This window comes from Shewanella sp. SM95 (assembly GCF_025653595.1).
Taxonomy (GTDB): domain Bacteria; phylum Pseudomonadota; class Gammaproteobacteria; order Enterobacterales; family Shewanellaceae; genus Shewanella; species Shewanella oncorhynchi.
The window spans coordinates 127,020-146,309 of sequence record NZ_JAKKSE010000003.1 but is presented as its reverse complement, the minus strand read 5'-3'; the positions used below and the strand labels follow the sequence as shown (position 1 = coordinate 146,309).

Sequence of the window (19,290 nt, the reverse complement as noted above, 5' to 3'; positions counted from 1 at the left end):
CAATCGCTAGAAAAATAACGTTTTTGAGCACTATAAAAAAGGGATTAAGCCATGGCTTAATCCCTTTTTAAAAATATTATTTTTAAACCAATTAAGCTGCTGTGATGGCTATCGCGTTATCAATGCTGCTAGGTTCAAGGCTGCTAGACCCGACACTACTGGATTCAACATGTCGAGGTTTTCGCGGCGCTCTGGGCCCTTTCACCCGAGTACGATTGTTGTTATCACGACTCTGACGGATGAGCGCATCGCCGCTTAAGTTCGAAGGTAGACCAGATGCTAGGCTCGATGTCAGGCTTGCAGCCTCACGGTGGGATTTAGCCAATCTGTCGTATAGCAACACATTGACCGAAGCCGCAAGATTCATACACCCGACCGTAGGCACATACACTACGGCATCGGCTTTATCGATAATCTCTTGGCCTATGGTGCCATCTTCAGGACCAAACACATAAAAGGCTTTCGCGGGATGAACAAAATCCGGCAGTGGCGTTGCGCCCACCACCAAATCGACACAGATAAGCTGAGTGTCCGCCGGAACCGCGGCTAACAATGAAGTGACGCCAGTGAGCGGAATGCGCTCGCCAGCATCTTTAGTATCGACATGGTATTGCACTGCGCCCGAACGCGCGGCTAACTCGTAGCGCCTGCCAGTGTAAAATACGCCATCGACGCCATAACAACCCGATGCGCGCATAATGCCACCGACGTTAACGGGCGTTTTAGGATTCACTAAACCGATAAATACCGCGCTAGCATCGAGCGTTTGCTCACAGGCTAATTCAGCACTCGGCATTTCTACACTCGTTACTTCGGTATTAGTCACGTGCTCGTTGTCAGTCATAGGCATAACGCTAGGCAACATCCAATTCGCCTATAATCTTTGCCTGCAGCTGTGCCCATGCCTGTTCAACCAAGGCATAATCGGCATCGTTTAATTCTTGGCGCGCGAGTGCTAGACAGTCGGTCATTTTTAGCATTAACGCATCAAGATCCGTTTCACCCTGCGCTTCCAATTGGGACAACACTACGGCCACATGGCCCTGTAAATAGCCACAGGCAAACAAAGCATCGTCATCACCATGGCTAACAACGCTGGCGATCCACTGTTCTAATGCGTCTTCGTAATGCTCTAACATGGGTCTAACTCTCCATTAATACTGGATTGGCCGACACATCTGCTGCGACCAATAAATCTGGATTGGCCACCTGATACATGACGTAATCATGGTAGCCCGTCGTCACTTTATAATAGCCGCCAAGCTCGCTATCTAATTTAGGGTCGCCACTATCCACAATTAGTGGTCGTCCATCAAGTGCTTTTAGCTTAGTTTTTGTGGCAAGGATAATAATATTGTCTTTTCCGATGCGCCGAATGAGCTCGGGCGACAACTGTTGATTACCGCGCCCTAAGATATGGCCTTGGCCACCAATTAAGGTAATCACCAACTTAGTCGGCTTATCTTGGGTCAGTTCGAGTAATTTATTCGCGGTTAAGTCACTGCCAACAAGGTTTTTATTTTGAATAAGATCAACACCGAGCAGGGTATTATCGAGGCCTAACTCTTCCATCACAAAGGCAACCGTACTGCCAGAGCCCATGATATACAGCTCATCTTCCATTTGATTGATCACATCGGCGGCGATATCGGCCAGCACGAGTTCATCGACTTCCTTGCCGCCCATCTTCACCGCTTGCACATAACGCGGCTCGGCGGGCACTAAGAGCTCGCCAAATCGTTTAGCGCGCACTGTGCCTTGGCGAAAAGCCACTTCGTCAATATCCATTACATCGGCGGACATCAAACTGACAAGTTCGCCATCGAGTAACATCTTGACCACCATGCCAGACGCATGGGGCGTAATACCGTAAACGCCGGAATGAATTTTCACCCCAGCAGGCACGCCGAGCACAGGGAGTTTGTCATCGATAGTGGCTTGTTCAAATACGGAGTAAACATCGCGGGCCGTGCCATCGCCACCGGCAAAAAGGAGTAAATCCAGCGGTTCATCCAGCAGCGCACGCACAACGGCCTGCGTATCCAGTGCCTGAGTTTTATCCGGAGTTTGATACACCACTCGCGTGGTAAAACCGAGTATTTTAGCGGCGTCTTCACCCATGATGCCTGAAGCGGTAATGACTTCAATGTCATCAGCATAATCACGGATAACCTCGAGGGCCTGCATCATACGCAAGGCGGCTTTGGGTTCAGCGCCTAAGGCGATCGCTTCTTCGGCAACGCCATCGCTGCCCTTAAGGCCAACACTGCCACCTAAGCCAGCTAATGGATTGATAACTAACCCTAAACGAAACCGAATCACCCTTTACCTCACTTAACGCAATCTTTTGATTTTTTATACTTTTATCTTAATGGATATGACTAGGCCGTATGGGCTGCAACACTCGGTTTATCCTTAGGGATAAAGAATACCGCCAGCATAGCGGCAAAGGCGCATACTGCGGCAAATACCCAAGACCAAACCGCCCCACTACCATCGCCCCAAATATAGCCGCAAATCCAAGTACCGAGCGCGCCGCCAACCCCAAAACTTAAACTGGCGTATAGGGCTTGACCTTGGCTTCTGTGACTCGCATCGAAATGTTTATGCACAAATTGAATCGATGCAGCATGGGTTAAGCCAAAGGTAAAGGCATGTAATAATTGGCTAAAGCCAAGCCACAACACGCTATCTACCCCAAAGGCAACCAATAACCAACGCAAGCAAGTCATGCCGATGCTGACAATCAATAAGGTATTCACGCCATAGCGGCCGAGTAAACGCGGCGCGAACATAAACATCACGATCTCGGCCATAGCGCCAAGGGCGACAAATATGCCCGCCGAGGATTCGGAGTAACCTGCTTGCTTTAAATATAAGACGAAGAAGCCGTAGAAAGGTCCCGCGCTCATTTGCAGCAACATGGCCGAGACTAAGAACCAAATAATCGCCCGATTCCATTGCAATGGCGGCCGCACTTGACTGGTGTCACGCACTAAACGATTTGCAGGTAATGGCAACGCACTGGCTAACATGCCAATAAATAATGACAAACCAATATAAGGCAGCACTTCTGTGCCCCACTGACCAATAGCAAAGCCCGCACCGACAACAAGACAAATATAACCGACACTGCCCCAACTGCGAATTTGACCGTAGCGGCTGGCATTCTCGCCTAAGGTTTCTAAGGTGATCACCTCAAGCTGGGCGAGGATCGCATTCCAAAAGAAAGTATAGAGAGCCAAACTCAGCGCCATATACACAAAACCACCATGGTAGAAGAAACTCAAATACGCCAGCGCGGCGGCTCCCGCGCCCATTTTGATCAGCTCGGCGCGCATCCCAGTACGGTCAGCCACTTTAGCCCACACATTCGGCGCAACAATGCGCGTCGCCATCAGGATGGCGAGTAAAAAGCCAATTTCTTGAGGATTAAAACCGCGATTTTCGAAGAAGACCCCAAGATAAGGGACCATAGTGCCGAGAATAGAAAAGAAGAAAAAATAGCAGGCACAAAGCCAGCGCAATTGCCGGCTTGTGCTAGAAGAAGTTGACATTAACGCATTCCATTTATCTCATGCTACTCATTGTATCGTTATCGCATACCATCTATCTCATGCGCCTATCTCATACCCCTATCTCATTCGCCTATCGCATACCAAGCACGGGCGTATGACTACGCACATCCTGATTTTGCGCTCTGTGTCTTAATAAGTGATCCATCAACACAATGGCAAGCATAGCTTCGGCAATCGGTACTGCGCGGATCCCAACACAGGGATCGTGACGACCTTTAGTGACAACTTCGGCCATTTCACCCTGCGCCGTCATACTTTGACCCGGCACACTGATGCTTGATGTGGGTTTTAACGCAATATGGGCAATAATCGGCTGACCCGACGAAATCCCACCGAGCACACCGCCCGCATGGTTAGATTCAAAGCCTTGCGGCGACATTAAGTCACGCCCTTCGGAGCCCTTTTGCGTCACGACACCAAAACCATCACCAATCTCAACACCTTTGACGGCATTAATACCCATCAGCGCGTGGGCGATATCGGCATCGAGTCTATCAAATACTGGCTCACCTAAACCCACTGGCACACCTGTCGCGATAACGGAGATTTTCGCGCCAATCGAGTCACCGGATTTTTTCAGCTCACGCATGTATTCATCGAGCGCTTCCAGCTTGCTAGCATCGGGGAAGAAAAAGGCATTTTGCTCGATTTGGTCAAGATCAATGGTCTGCGCACAAATAGGACCCAGCTGCGACATATAGCCGTAGATCTCGATACCGTGAACTTGCTTTAAATACTTTTTAGCCACAGCACCCGCCGCAACCCGCATCGCAGTTTCACGGGCTGAAGAGCGGCCACCACCGCGGTAGTCACGCATACCGTACTTTTGCTGGTAGGTATAATCGGCGTGCCCAGGGCGAAATAAATCTTTGATATTAGAGTAATCTTGACTGCGTTGATCGGTATTTTCAATCAAGAGTCCAATCGAGGTACCCGTGGTTTTACCCTCGAAGACGCCGGATAAAATCCGCACTTCATCGGGCTCACGGCGTGCCGTGGTATATCGGGATGTCCCAGGACGACGGCGGTCAAGATCATGCTGCATATCGGCTTCGGTTAATTCAAGCCCAGGAGGGCAACCATCAATAATGCAACCCAGTGCAACACCGTGACTCTCACCAAACGTCGTCACTACAAAATTTTGACCAATACTGTTTCCAGACATCCGCTTTGTACACCTTAGGTTATTTGTTCATCGCTCCGTGTCCAGCGACCACTGGACAATTTATTTTCCCGCTGCAAGCCTAACTGGCAGCGGGAAAAGTCTCAACCTAATTTGCTATCTTAGGCTATTGTGCGTCGCGATAAATGCCGAACACTGACTGATTTTCGACCAGTTGATCGCGGGTCAATACGAATACGCCATCGCCACCATTTTCAAAGTTAATCCAAGTGAATGGCACTTCTGGGAACTGCTCAATCAAATGCACCATAGAATTACCGACTTCGACAACGAGCAAACCCGTTGGCGTGAGGTATTGCGCGGCATTGGCGAGTATACGTTTGGTTAAATCTAACCCGTCGCGACCTGAGGCTAAACCAATGGCAGGCTCATGGTGATATTCATCAGGCATGTCGCCAATGTCTTCAGCATCCACATAAGGTGGGTTTGAAACAATCAAATCATACTGAGGCCCTTCTGGGATGGCCGAAAACAGATCCGATTGCATCGGGAAAACTCTGTCCATCACACCTAAGGTTTCGATATTGATTTGCGCCACATCTAAGGCATCATCGCTGATATCCAGCGCATCGACTTCGGCGTCTTCAAATTCATAGGCACAGGCAATCGCGATACAAGCGCTGCCAGTACATAAATCTAAAATACGTGTGACTGGCTTGTTATATAACCAGGGGCTAAAACGGTTAGCGATCATTTCGGCAATCGGTGAACGTGGCACTAACACGCGCTCATCGACGTAAAATTCAAGCCCAGCAAAACGCGCTTTGTTGGTCAAGTAAGGCACAGGTAAGCGTTCTCTCACCCGACGAATGATCAACTCGACAATTTTATGCTTTTCACTGCTGGTCAAGTTACTTAAAATCACTTGCTGACCGATTTCTTCGGGTAAGTGTAAGGCATGGAAAACTAAGGCGATGGCTTCATCCCACGCATTATCAGTACCATGACCATAATACACATTGGCATCGTTAAAACGGCTCACGGCCCAACGTAACATATCGCCAATAGTACGTAATTCTGTCACAGCTTCATCTACAAAGATCTTATCCAAAACGTGCTCCCGCTAGTTTGTTCGCAAACATTGTAACTGAACTCTATTCAGAAACCATAGGATTCAATAGAATACCCGCCATGAATAAAGACGACGACAAAGAAGGCTTGGCGATGTTCTCAAAGCTTATTGATGGTATTAAACCCATCACGCAAAATAAGCGACACTTTCGCATGCCCTTAAAAACCAAACAGGAAATAGAACTGAAAGAGCAGCAACTGCATGCTAACAGTTATTTCTCAGATACTTATCAACCACTACTGCCTGTACAAGGGCCGATGCGTTGGTTAGAAGAAGGTGTTGACAGTTTAGAGCTCAAGCGCCTCAGACGTGGGGATTACCAGCCAGATTTGCTGCTGGATTTGCACGGCTATCGCCAATCGGAAGCCAAACTTGAGTTAGCGGCACTGATCCAAGCCTGCGTTAAACAGCAAAGCCTGTGCTGCTGCATTATGCATGGTTACGGCAGTGGCATATTGAAACAACAAGTTCCCATGTGGTTAGTGCAGCATCCTATGGTGAAGGCTTTCCATCAGGCCCCTAAAGAATGGGGTGGCGATGCGGCGTTATTAGTGCTGATTGATATTGGTGAGCAACCGCATAGACGTTAGCTCGCTATCGGCTTAGGCTTTAACATTTACTATTTAGCTGAAAACAAACGGCCCATTTAATGTGGGCCGTTTGTTTTGTAAATAGAGATATTAACCTAGATTAGCTAATACTATGGGGGGCGTGCTGCCACACGATTGAGGCTTGCTCGGCATGTTTATCAATGAGCGTAATGCCTGACGTCGCGAATAATGGCGGCTCAACGCCAGCCACTAACTCACTGACTAAGTAGCCCAGTAACGGCATGTGAGCAATCACGAGTACTTTATCCGCTTTGTATAACTCAGCATAAGCAACAACCAAGGCGGCTACATTGGCGGGATCGCCAGAAGGCACAAGATCATCGGCGACTAACCACTTACGCGGCTCAGGAAAATGCTGACTCAGTTCCTGCCACGTTTGCTGTGCTCGTAAGTAAGGACTAACTAAAACAAGATCGAAATCAGCCACACTGCGAGCTAGCCAGTTGCTCATCAACACAGTATGGTGCCTTCCAACATCGGTCAGTGTTCTGTCTCTATCAGACTGAGCATTAAATCCGGCGTCACCATGTCTCATCAAAAATAGCTGCATACTTCTCTCGCGACTCAAACTTGTTTTTGTTTTATCCCAATTGTAGCCCTAAAATCCGTTTCAACAAACCTCACAAGACTTAATCTTTAGTCGATAAACACAAGAGATATTTGCTAAAAACCATTAAGACTATCAATATATAACAAGCTATCGTTACCGGAGTGTCTCTTTGCAAGCCTCTCAGTCCATATATAAAAGTCCAAATGATCACCGCCAGTATCGTTATCTTGTATTAGATAATGCGCTCAGGGTGTTATTGGTTGAAGATCAAGATGCTAGCCAAGCTGCCGCATCTATGGCTGTAGGCGTGGGTCATTTTGATGATCCCGCAGATAGACCCGGCATGGCGCACTTTTTAGAGCATATGCTCTTTCTAGGTACTGAGAAATTCCCAGACTCAGGCGAGTATCACGCCTTTATCAACCAACATGGCGGCAGCAATAACGCTTGGACAGGCACAGAGCACACTAACTTCTTTTTCACCATCAATGAAGAAGTGTTTGCCGACTCCTTAGACAGATTCAGCCAATTTTTTATCGCCCCAAAATTTGATTTAGATTTAGTCGATAGAGAACGCCAAGCTATTGAATCTGAATTTAGTTTAAAACTAAAAGATGATATCCGTCGAACCTATCAAGTACTCAAAGAGACAGTCAACCCACTGCATCCATTTTCGAAATTTTCCGTGGGTAACTTAGTCACCTTAGGCGGAGAACAGGCACAAGTACGTAGTGAATTACTCGATTTCTATCAAAGCCATTACAGCGCCAACTTAATGACCTTGTGCTTAGTCGCTCCGCTTTCCCTTGATGAATTACAAGATTTAGCCTGTCACTATTTTAGTGGGATCCGAAACTTGAACTTAGTGAAAAACTATCCTCAAGTACCACTATTTTCAGAAAAAGAACTGTTGAGGCAAATCGATATTGTGCCGCTTAAGGAGCAAAAACGCTTAAGCATCAGTTTTAATTTCCCAGGAATTGATCACTACTACAAACGTAAGCCTTTGACTTATATCAGCCATATTTTAGGCAATGAGAGTCATGGCAGTCTGTTGTCGTATCTAAAAGAACAAGGATTAGTGAACAACTTGTCTGCGGGCGGCGGTGTAAATGGCTATAACTTCAAGGATTACAGTATCGGTTTACAGTTAACCGATAAAGGGCTAGACAATCTCGATGAAATTATCAGCTGCTGTTTTGAGTATATTGAACTTATCAAAACCCAAGGCTTAGATGAATGGCGTTATTTGGAGCGTGCAAACCTGCTCAAAATGGCGTTTCGTTATCAAGAGCAAGTTAAATCACTCGATTTAGCCAGCCATCTCAGCATTAATATGCATCACTATGAGGTCGAAGACTTGGTCTTTGGCGATTATCGGATGGATGGGCTGGATATCCCTGAAACCATTGAGCTACTTGAGCTCATGGTGCCACAGAATATGCGCCTGCAACTTATAGCCCAATCGGTTAAAACCGATCGTAAAGCTAACTGGTATCACACGCCGTACAAAGTCCGCCCAATTGCGCCACAGTCCCTCGCTCGTTGGCAAGTGAACAATATTCGCCCTGAATTACAACTACCGGCTGCAAATCCTTTTATTGTCGCCGACTCGATTGCCCGTCCGGATAAGAGCGATGTTGACGTGCCAGTGATAGTTGCTGAATCAACTGGATACCGCATTTGGCATAAGAAAGATGATGAGTTTAATGTGCCAAAAGGTCACATGTATTTATCGCTGGATTCAGAGCAGGCAAGTAAAACACCAAGGCATGCCGCCCTCACCCGCTTATATGTTGAAATGCTACTCGATTATCTCACCGAGCCAACCTATCAGGCTGAAGTTGCAGGCTTAAGCTATAACATTTATCCGCATCAAGGCGGAATTACACTGCATTTATCGGGCTTTACCGGCAATCAAGAAACGTTATTAGCGCTATTAATCCATAAAGCCAGAGAGCGTAATTTTACCGAAGAGCGCTTTGCCCTCATAAAATCTCAGCTTCTGCGCAGTTGGCAGAATCAAACACAGGCTAAACCGATTTCACAATTATTTACGAGCCTGACTGTTACGCTGCAAAAAAGCAGTTATGAACCAGCACGCATGGCTCAAATGTTGGAAGATATTAGCCTAGAAGATTTACATAACCATGTACGCGCCTTCTACGAAAAGATCTATCTTGAAGGGTTAGTCTACGGGGATTGGCTAGTCTCTGAAGCACAAGCTCTTGGCAAACGTTTAGAGCACATTTTATCTTTAGTTTCGACGCCGAGCGCCGAGTCCACCAGAGAATTAGTGAATTTAACAGGCCAAGGCACGTTACTGAGAGAACTCGCAATAGATCATCAAGATAGCGCAATTATTGTGTATTACCAATCTGCCGTGGCAACACCCGAAAAAATGGCGCTATTTAGCTTACTGAATCACACTATGTCGTCCACCTTCTTCCATGAGCTGCGTACTGAAAAACAGTTGGGCTATATGGTAGGCACAGGTTATCTGCCGCTCAATCGTCATCCTGGACTTATTTTCTATATTCAGTCACCCACAACTGGGCCACTGCATTTATTAGAAGCCATCGACGAGTTTATTGCCGACTTTAATTATGCAGTGATGCAAATCACCAACGAAGAATGGGAAAGCACAAAGGTAGGTCTGATTAATCAAATCATGGAGCACGACGCGAACCTCAAAACTCGCAGTCAACGTTATTGGGTCAGTGTCGGCAATAGAGATTATCAATTTAACCAAAGAGAACTCGTCGTAGACGAAATCACTAAGCTCACCCGCACTGATTTACTCAAATTCATGATGCGTAAAATGCGTACTAAGCACAGCGATCGCTTAGTGTTATTTAGCACAGGTGAACAACACAGAACCCAAGCCGCGCTGATGTCAGACAAAATGATCACGGATCTTAAAGTTTTTAAGCAAACGGCAGAAAAGTTTAATTTCTAAACAAAAAACACTTTTGCTCACACATTTGTGAGCAAAGTTAGGTAAACAAACAGAACCTCTACAAATCAGTCCAACTATAGTCGTATCTTTCAGTGTTGGACGTAATCCTGATGTAAAACATGGCTAGCCCATGTTCTACCACTTCAGCACCGAACAATTTTACTGCATCTACATGCTGTTAAAAGGATTTTCTGCAGACTCCACTTTGACAAACCGCTCACTTTCTGGAAAAGTGATGTAACACAATTGTTTCATGGCATCCTCGGATAATAAGAACAAACACTATGCCTAAAGCACTCTTTAAAATCGTCTTGCTCGCTTTTTTTAGCTTGCATGCATTCGAAGACGTAAACGCATCTCCCTTTTCTGATAAATCTCCTATTATTCTCCAATCACAATCTTTTGGTGTCCCAGAAGGACTTTCCCAAAGCACTGTTACGTCTATCGTTACGGATAATGATGGCTACATTTGGATTGGCACGCTTAACGGACTAAATCGGTTCGACGGAAAAGAGTTTAAACACTTTTATGCTGATAATAGCGCTTCTGGTTTACCCAGCTCTTTTATTCGTAGCCTGCTAATCACTGAAGAAGGTGATCTACTAGTTGGTACTGACAAAGGACTTGCTATATATGATAGAAATGATGAATCACTTAAATTTATCGATGTGAAAAATGAATATTTGAATGGTGAGATATGGAGTTTATCCAACAATGACTTTACTAAAGAGATTTTAGTTGGAACCAATAAGGGCATACTTAGCCTCAACTTAAAAAATAAAGTTCTAAGCTCAGAGTACATAGAAAAAGAATATTTCGAAGTAAAGAAAAGTTTAAACATTGGTGATGAAATATTTATAAAAAGTTATGATGGAATACTTTACAGAATAAATGGCAGTAATAAAGTAAAAATTATTGATAACGTACTTGATATAGAAAAGGAAAATAAAACCCTATATATATCAACAGAAAATGGACTTTACACCTATAGCGATAAAAGGGTATTAAAATTATCAAACAGCAAATATACTTTATTAAGTCGATCCAACAGTGACATTTATGGAATAGATAAAAACAAAATATACTCGGTGAATAACGAGTCCTATCTGATTGGAAAAACGGTAGAGGAGAAAGAAAAAAGTAAGGAAACATATCTATTTTCAACGGCTGATTATCTCATTATAGGAATGAACAACCAAGGTTTTGAAATAATAAGAAAGTCAAACAATCTTGTTTTAAGTACAGATCTAATAAAGGATAATGTTTGGCACATTAGTAAAACATTTGATAGCAAAATATTAGTATCATCTGATGATAGTATTCTTCGATGTTACAACACAGATTTGAATTTAATAAAAACTTATCAAACCGACATTACCGGCTATAAAAACTCCGTAATGACAAAAAACGGAATTTACATTGGAAATGAGAAAGGTGTAATTTTCTTACATAACAATGGCGATATAAGTAACATAATAGAAGGTGAACAGATAACAACTATTGACTTAATCAATGACAATGAAAATATTATAGTTGGAACCGCTTCAGGGAAAGCTTTAATCATAAAAGATAATCTAATTTCAAAAAAAATTACAACTAACAAAAAAGATCCAGTTTTTGAAATCCTTTACATTTCAGATGCTGATATTTATTTAGCAAGCCAAAATGGACTATATCATTACACTGATAGTGAAACTAATAAAATAGCAGACGAACTAACATATAGCATTACAAAATTTAGAAATGAAATTATATTCGGCACTTCAACTGCAATTATGAAGTATAACCCAATCAGCAAAAAATCAAATAAAATTTTCTCCGACAACAAAGAAATTTACTCCATCTTAACTTTGGACAATTACATTTTTGCATCATCCCTGGGGCAAATGATTTTAATTGATGGTGATAGTAATTATATTTTCTCAACAAATAATGGAAGTCAATACGAGTATAATACTCGAAGTAGCGTTATCATTGATAATGAAAATATTTTTTTTGGGGGCATTGATGGTTTAAGCTTGATATCTAAAGATATAATTTTAGATCATATTAGAAACTCACAGCCACCAGAGACCTTCATCTCTGGATTACGTGTTTTCAATTCCATAATAGCTGGAGATGGTGAGTATTTCACAGGTTCAATAAGTAAATCAAAAAGTATACAACTAAAATACTCTGATTATCCATTCACCATAACATTTAACTCACCAACATCAGAACCCTATACTACATCTTATTACTATAAAATGGATGGTCTATCAAATGAATGGATAGCATCAAATAAAATAAACTCAGCAACCTATACGAACTTATCACCTGGTGAGTACATATTCAAAGTTTATGCAGTTGATTCATTAACGCAGAAGAATGGTCCAATAAAAGAATTAAAAGTTATAATTACACCACCTTGGTGGCTATCAACATTAGCAAAGTCAATCTATTTTATTATTATAGTAATAATATTTCTAGGGATTACAAAATCAATTTTAAGAAAACGAGAGGTTCAACGCCAAATAGCGCTCAGCGAAGAAAGATTAAAACTTTCCCTTTGGGGAAGTGGTGATGAAATGTGGGACTGGGACATTGAAACTGGCAACATTTTTCGCTCCAATATCTGGGGAGCTCTTGAATTTCCCCGTGATGGACATCGTTCAGGTAAATCGGATGAAGAGAGTAATATACATCCTATGGATCAAGAACGTGTTCGTGAAGCACTCAATAAGCATTTTTATGGTGAAACAGATCATTTTGAAGCTGCATATAGGGTAAAAGGCAAAGACAACAATTGGGTATGGATCTTAGACCGTGCCAAGATTGTAGAGCGTGATGACAAAGATAATGCCCTGCGAATGACTGGAACGATTAAAAATATTAGTCAATTTAAACAAAAGGAAGAACAGCTAAAACTCTTTGAAAAAGCGATTGAAAACATTTCGGAAGGCATGTTTATCCTCGACAACGAATACCGTTTTGTCGAAGTCAACGAAGCTTGCTGTAAAATTTCATTACGTAACCGAAATGACTTTATTGACAACTTACTCACATTTGATTTATACCCTGAAACCTTCTCCACCCAAATCAGAACCATGTTAAAACAGCAAGGTCGCTGGGCAAATGAAGTCGAAGCCGCCAGAGGAGATAACAGTCACTTCCATATGGAGCTCACTATCGATGCTATCTATGATGAGTTAGGCGAATTGTCACATTATGTTGGTGTTTTTTCTGATATATCAAGACGTAAGCAGCAAGAAGAAGAGCTTAGAAAACTAACCAATAACGATCTCTTAACTGGACTGCCAAATCGCTCCAACTTACAAGTGACCTTAAATAACCTAGTAAATCGAGAAATAGCTCATGCGCTTATGGTGCTTGATCTTGATAATTTTAAACGTATTAATGATTCCCTAGGCCATCAAATTGGGGATACATTATTAAAGCTCGTTGCTACCCGCATTAAGTCCTTACTTCCTAAAAATACCAGTATTTATCGTCTAGGCGGAGATGAATTCGCCATTGTATTAGACAAGGGTTCAGATATAAGCGCCAGTGCAGCAATAGCTAACCGTATTATTGAAGGGCTAAAACCTGCATTTAACGTTAGCAATGAACAGCTAGTCCTAGGATTAAGTATTGGTATAGTGCTGTTCCCAGAAGATGAGCAAAGCGAGCAAGCATTACTGAGAAAGGCTGACATTGCTATGTACCATGCTAAGTCTGCGGGAGGTAATTGCTACCAGTTTTATTCTGAGTCCTTGAACCAACATGCAATTAGGCAATTAGAAATAGAAAATCTTATACGTGAAGGCTTAAAAGATGATCTATTTGAAGTTTATTATCAACCTAAGGTTGATCTTAAAAGCGGTAAAATTGCAGGTATGGAGGCTTTAGTCAGATTAAATCATCCAGTACATGGTTTAATTCCCCCCAATGACTTTATTCCACTTGCTGAAGAAAACGGTTTGATTGTTGAAATTGGTGAAATTGTCTTACGCAAGGCCTGTTTCGCAGCGCAAAAATGGCGTGAACAAGGCATATTCAGCGGCAGAGTCGCCGTCAATTTATCGTCACGTCAATTTGCACTGCCTGATATTCAACAGCGAATAGAGTCAATATTAAGACTCACTAAACTCCCCGCATGTCATCTTGAATTAGAAATAACTGAGGGAACCGTCATTAAACAGCCTGAAACGGCAATTATTGTCATGCAGCAATTGGCTAAAATGGGCGTCAGTTTAGCACTCGATGATTTCGGCACTGGGTACTCGTCCCTTTCATACTTAAAACGCTTTCCTATTCATACTTTAAAAATTGACAAAGCCTTTGTTGACGATATAGATAAATCTGATCGCGATCTCAAAATGGTCGATTCTATTATCACCATCGCCCATAACATGGGGCTTTCTGTTGTGGGTGAAGGCGTAGAACAAGCAGCACAATTGAACATTTTACGGGCACTTAACTGTGAAGAAATTCAAGGCTATATTTTTAGTAAGGCCATAAAAGAGACCGAATTTACTCTGCTACTTCAAGAAGACATAGTAAAGCCAAACACTAAGAGCAACATTACCTAATCATTTAACCCTCAATTTGATATCGACTTACAACATTGGCACAACAAGTGCATCAGCGCTATTAGTGTCAATAATAAATCAATATTAACTACCCTGAGAGAATTAGAATGATTAAAGGAATCCTAGTAACAGTTACTCTATTATCTTCAATTGGCTTTGTAGCAAATAGTCTTGCTCTTCAAGGTTCTCCATATGTGAAATTCAAACCCCTTGAAGTTGCGGGCTCTCCATATGTGAAATTCAAACCCCTTGAAGTTGCAGGCTCTCCATATGTGAAATTCAAACTCCTTGAAGTTGCAGGCTCTCCATATGTGAAATTTAAATACCTTGAAGTTGCGGGTTCTCCATATGTGAAATTCAAACAACTAAAACAAGTTGCATAACATTAATCAGGTTAAGGAGAGTGACTATGCTAAATTCAATCAAAAAAGCACTCGGTTTATCCAAGCCAGCGCGTAAAAAAGTTAAGTTGCCTGAAGGCTTGAATCACCTTGAAGTGATTTCTGCAAAAGGTTGGTGGAACTAATTTAAGTTCTGTAGCCATGATTCTAACTCATGTACAGTGATAGTTAATTAAGCTAGCGCAGCTTAGAAACAATAAAGGGAGCATTGGCTCCCTTTAGTTTTAAGTGAATATAAAAGTACTAACTAATAGTCATGTAGTCATGGATAAATACATAACAGATTGATAAATCAGCTATTTAATATCCATTCCTCACTACAACGGATTTTCCTCAAAGCTAAATGGCGGTGTGTCGTAAAGAGTGGATAAGCCAGAGGCCCGAGCACAAAACCCAGTAATGCCCAATACGTAACAGAAAGGTCTGCGGTAAATGCAGCCAAGCCGAAGTACCAAGCCGAGATTAATGCGATAAAGATAACCAGCAAAGCCACAAACCACCTCTTTAAAAACAACTAAATAAATCATAAATGTAGAGAAATTAATTCCTCATTAAAATGCGGATGCTACTCGCGTAATCTTGGTGATTGATGCACATGTTAAATACGCCATTTTAACGCCAGAATAAAAGGTTCTCCGCATTATGCATAAACGAGCAATACTCATTCCTCGCTGCGCTCTCAGTACAGAACACGTAACACTGAACTCTCGATAAAGGGCTCGGATTATACAAAATCCACATCCCCAATGTGAACACTTTTTAGGCAAAAACATGCCTTGTGGCAATAAAAAAAGCGGCAACAAACTGCCGCTTTTTTGTTCAATTTTGATTGACTAAGACCTAGATTAACTATGACTTAGATTCACTGAAACTTAGAAAAAGTGCGCGTTTTCTTGCGCCATGGTTTTTAAGCGCTCACAAGGTTCGAATCTGTTACCGAATTGACTTTGATAACCTTCAAGGATCTTCACTAAGTTCGCGGCGCCTAAAGTGTCAATATAATGGAATGGGCCACCGAGGAATGGCGGGAAGCCAATACCAAAAATGGCGCCAATATCACCGTCTCTTGGCGATGCAATAATACCATCATCTAAACAACGCACCGCTTCATTGAGCATTTGTACGACACAACGCTCGGCAACCGCTTTTGCGTCTTTATTGGTGCAAGGCTTAATGCCTAACACGCCATAAACACTTTCATCGACAGCTTTAGCTTTCTTGCTCGATGCGCCGTATTGATAGAAACCTTTGCCATTTTTACGGCCTTTACGATCGTCACCTAAAAGCTTGTCAAATGCCGCTGGCGCTTTAAAACGTTCACCCAATTCTTTCTCAAGGATCGGTGAAATTTTTGCGCCCACGTCGATACCCACTTCGTCGAGTAAAGTAATAGGTCCCACAGGGAAACCAAACTTCACTAAGGCTTTATCCAGATGTTCAACACTTTGGCCTTCAAGTAATAATTGCGCAGCCTCGTTCATATACAGCGCCAGAATACGGTTCACGTAGAAACCCGCACCATCCTGCACCACTATCGGTGTTTTACCTTGCTTACGGGCAAATGCGACCGTGGTCGCAATGGTTTCTGGTGACGTTTTAGCATGGGCAATCACTTCCACCAGCGGCATTTTCTCTACTGGCGAGAAATAATGCAGACCAATCACGTTCTCGGGACGCGTTGCCGCTTCGGCGATTTGGCTAATAGGCAAAGATGAGGTATTTGACGCAAAAATAGTGTGATCACCACACTCACGCTCGATGTCTTTCACCATTTGATGCTTAAGCGCTAAGTCTTCAAATACCGCTTCCACAACGATGTCGGCATCTTTAACGCCTTTATACTCTGTGGTTGTCGTCATCAGTGCCATTAAGTTATCACGGGCAGCAGGCGTCATATGGCGGCGCTTTACCCCTTTATCCAACAACTTATAAGCGTAGGCTAATGCATTGCTTAAACCTTTTTCGCTGATGTCTTTGACGCGAACGGGGATTTTAGCCTTAGTGGTAGTCACAGAGGCGATACCTCCGCCCATTAAACCACCACCTAAGATCACCGCTTTCTTCACTTTACGCGGCGTAGCCCCCTCAGCGCCGGTTTCTTTCTTCATTTCTGTGGTAGCGAAGAAAATACTGCGCAGCGCTTCAGATTCTTTTGATACCACTAATTCGGCAAAGTGACTCGCTTCGACTTCTAGCCCTTTTTGCATCCCCTTCGCAATCCCTTGACGCACGCAGTCAATAATCTTGGCCGGTGCTGGATAATTACCTTGGGTTTTCTTTTCGACTTGTTTAGTCGCTTGATCGAAAATAATGTTACGGCCAAAGCTCGTGCCTTCAAGCACTCGATTAACGAGCGACTTTTTAACAGGTTTCGGTGCACGTTTACCAGCAAGCGCCATCTCAACTGCGGTTTGCAGCAAAATGGTCTGCGGTACAACATCATTCACTAAGCCCATTTTCAAGGCTTGTTTAGGACGGATTTGTTTACCGGTCAACATCATGTCTAAGGCGGTGGTAATGCCGACTAAACGAGGCAAACGTTGAGTCCCACCGCCGCCAGGTAATAAGCCAAGTTGAACTTCCGGTACGCCGAGCATGGTTTTACCATCGTCGCTACATACCCTTTGATGACAGGCTAAGGCTAACTCTAAACCACCACCTAAACAGGCACCATGGATTGCCGCCACTACAGGAATTTTTAAGGCTTCTAACTCATTAAAAACCACATGCCCTTGCTGGGATAAGGCTTTGGCATCGGCCGCCGTTTTACAGGCATCGAGCATGGAAATATCTGCGCCCGCAACGAAAGAATCTTTTTTGCCAGAGATCAGCACGAGCCCACGAATATGAGGATCGCTTTTAATCTCAGCCAGAATCTCACTGATTTCAGGGCCAAACTGTGCTTTTAGGGTGTTCATGGTTTCGCCAGGAACATCCATAGTCAAAATGGCAATGCCGTCGTCGCGGCGGGTTAAATTAAAGGTCTTTTCCATGCCGATTACTCCACTTCCACTATCATAGCCACACCCAAACCACCGGCCGCACAGGCCGTCGTTAAGCCAGTTCCACCACCACGGCGCTTAAGCTCACGACACACTTGGGTGATTAAACGGGTTCCCGTTGCCGCAAAAGGATGACCATAAGCGAGCGAGCCACCGAGCACGTTAAACTTGCTCATGTCGATTTCGCCAATCGCGCGGTTGCGGCCGAGTTTTTCTTCGGCAAATTTTTTCGAAGCAAACATCTGCATGTTCGCTAATGTCTGCGCAGCAAAGGCTTCGTGCATTTCAATCAGAGTAAGATCTTCTAATTCCATTCCAGCACGTTTTAACGCCAGTGGCGTCGCGTAGGATGGCCCCATCAGCATATCTTGCCACACATCAATGGCACTAAAGGCGTAACTCTTAATGTAACCAATCGGTTGATAACCTAAGGCTTTGGCTCGACCTTCACTCATCAGGATAATCGCTGAGGCACCGTCCGTCAGTGGCGTACTATTGGCCGCCGTCACAGTACCGTGTTGTTTGTCGAATGCAGGGCGCAACTTAGCATATGACTCCAGTACCGAGTTTTCGCGGATATTGTTATCACGATCGATAAACTGCTTATACGGCGGTATATGCGCGACCATAACTTCGTCACGCAAATGGCCCGAAGCCCAAGTTTCACTCGCTAAGGTATGTGAGCGATGTGCTAAGGCATCTTGATCGGCACGGCTAATATTGTAGGTTTTTGCCATCTGCTCGGCGGTTTGTCCCATAGACAAGCCCGTTGAGTACTCAGCCACCGCAGGCGGCACAGGTAATAAATCCTTTAAACCTAAACGGCGGAAAATTTGTAATTTTTGCCCAAAGCTACGGGCTTTATTCAGATCGACTAACGCATGGGCTAATTTTTTCGACACGCCGATAGGCAAGACAGAAGAAGAGTCGGCGCCGCCCGCAATACCGATTTCGATATTGCCTGTCATGATAGATTCGGCCACGTTGACGGCAGATTGGAAGCTAGTTGCACAGGCGCGAGTGACACTATAGGCATCGGTCGACACATTCATGCCAGTACCGAGTACGATTTCACGGGCAATGTTAGGTGCAGCGGGCATTTGCACCACTTGTCCATATACTAATTGCTCAATCAGCTTAGGATCGAGTTCTGAGCGCGCCAATAATTCATTGACCACCATTTTGCCCATATCGAGCGCCGATACACCGTGAAATGCCGTGGCTTGTTTTGCAAAGGGCGTTCTTAAACCCGCTACAATGGCGATACGTTCACCCTTGGCGTTCGTAACCTGTTGTCTATCACTCATTTGTCACCCTCTTTATGTGCGCAATCGCTGAGAGATTTCAGGCGGCGCTATCGATT

General features: G+C 43.8%; 14 protein-coding genes. 4 read left to right on the top strand and 10 right to left on the bottom strand.

Translation table 11 applies throughout. The annotated features are described in order from the left end of the window. Positions 1-91: 91 nt before the first annotated feature. The 6 genes from L5M29_RS05950 to prmB form a co-directional block, all read right to left on the bottom strand. Complete coding sequence (locus tag L5M29_RS05950) at positions 92-865, bottom strand: RNA methyltransferase (protein ID WP_263166717.1); 774 nt, start codon at positions 863-865, stop codon at positions 92-94. Then, the gene (locus tag L5M29_RS05945) at positions 855-1,139 is read right to left on the bottom strand and encodes a YfcL family protein (protein ID WP_011788898.1); all 285 of its coding nucleotides are present in this window, start codon (positions 1,137-1,139) and stop codon (positions 855-857) included. The genes L5M29_RS05950 and L5M29_RS05945 overlap by 11 nt, the downstream gene beginning before the upstream one ends. A gap of 4 nt (positions 1,140-1,143) precedes the next feature. Continuing rightward, on the bottom strand, positions 1,144-2,322 hold the full coding sequence (locus L5M29_RS05940) for an ATP-NAD kinase family protein (protein WP_263166715.1): 1,179 nt from the start codon (positions 2,320-2,322) through the stop codon (positions 1,144-1,146). Between the two features lie 59 nt (positions 2,323-2,381). Next, positions 2,382-3,557 carry an MFS transporter gene (locus L5M29_RS05935; protein ID WP_198572774.1) on the bottom strand — a complete coding sequence of 392 codons (1,176 nt, stop codon included), beginning with the start codon at positions 3,555-3,557 and terminating at the stop codon, positions 2,382-2,384. Positions 3,558-3,648: 91 nt separating this feature from the next. Next, on the bottom strand, positions 3,649-4,743 hold the full coding sequence (aroC, locus tag L5M29_RS05930; RefSeq protein WP_028761043.1) for a chorismate synthase: 1,095 nt from the start codon (positions 4,741-4,743) through the stop codon (positions 3,649-3,651). Between the two features lie 124 nt (positions 4,744-4,867). Continuing rightward, positions 4,868-5,812, bottom strand: coding sequence for a 50S ribosomal protein L3 N(5)-glutamine methyltransferase (prmB, locus tag L5M29_RS05925; protein ID WP_168824248.1), 945 nt, complete (start codon positions 5,810-5,812; stop codon positions 4,868-4,870). A gap of 80 nt (positions 5,813-5,892) precedes the next feature. On the opposite strand from prmB, the gene smrB reads away from it, so the two are divergent. Continuing rightward, a complete protein-coding gene (gene smrB / locus L5M29_RS05920) occupies positions 5,893-6,423 on the top strand; it encodes an endonuclease SmrB (RefSeq protein ID WP_028761044.1) in 531 nt (176 codons plus the stop codon). Between the two features lie 100 nt (positions 6,424-6,523). On the opposite strand, the gene sixA is transcribed toward smrB, so the two are convergent. Then, on the bottom strand, positions 6,524-6,994 hold the full coding sequence (gene sixA, locus L5M29_RS05915) for a phosphohistidine phosphatase SixA (protein WP_028761045.1): 471 nt from the start codon (positions 6,992-6,994) through the stop codon (positions 6,524-6,526). A 169-nt stretch (positions 6,995-7,163) separates the two neighbouring features. On the opposite strand from sixA, the gene L5M29_RS05910 reads away from it, so the two are divergent. The 3 genes from L5M29_RS05910 to L5M29_RS05900 all read left to right on the top strand — a co-directional run bounded on the left by L5M29_RS05910 (position 7,164) and on the right by L5M29_RS05900 (position 14,907). Continuing rightward, positions 7,164-9,953 (top strand): insulinase family protein, encoded by a 2,790-nt coding sequence (locus L5M29_RS05910; protein ID WP_263166711.1) that lies wholly within the window; start codon positions 7,164-7,166, stop codon positions 9,951-9,953. 284 nt (positions 9,954-10,237) lie between these two features. After that, positions 10,238-14,524, top strand: a complete 4,287-nt coding sequence (locus tag L5M29_RS05905) for an EAL domain-containing protein (RefSeq protein ID WP_263166709.1) — start codon at positions 10,238-10,240, stop codon at positions 14,522-14,524. A gap of 107 nt (positions 14,525-14,631) precedes the next feature. Continuing rightward, positions 14,632-14,907 (top strand): hypothetical protein, encoded by a 276-nt coding sequence (locus L5M29_RS05900; RefSeq protein WP_258547651.1) that lies wholly within the window; start codon positions 14,632-14,634, stop codon positions 14,905-14,907. 310 nt (positions 14,908-15,217) lie between these two features. Here L5M29_RS05900 and L5M29_RS05895 read toward each other — a convergent pair whose 3' ends face one another. The 3 genes from L5M29_RS05895 to fadI all read right to left on the bottom strand — a co-directional run bounded on the left by L5M29_RS05895 (position 15,218) and on the right by fadI (position 19,234). Beyond that, on the bottom strand, positions 15,218-15,418 hold the full coding sequence (locus L5M29_RS05895; protein WP_263166705.1) for a hypothetical protein: 201 nt from the start codon (positions 15,416-15,418) through the stop codon (positions 15,218-15,220). 379 nt (positions 15,419-15,797) lie between these two features. Continuing rightward, positions 15,798-17,918, bottom strand: a complete 2,121-nt coding sequence (gene fadJ, locus L5M29_RS05890) for a fatty acid oxidation complex subunit alpha FadJ (protein ID WP_263166703.1) — start codon at positions 17,916-17,918, stop codon at positions 15,798-15,800. Positions 17,919-17,923: 5 nt separating this feature from the next. Further along, entirely contained in the window at positions 17,924-19,234 is a 1,311-nt protein-coding gene (fadI, locus tag L5M29_RS05885) for an acetyl-CoA C-acyltransferase FadI (RefSeq protein ID WP_014610833.1), read from the bottom strand. Positions 19,235-19,290: the final 56 nt, after the last annotated feature.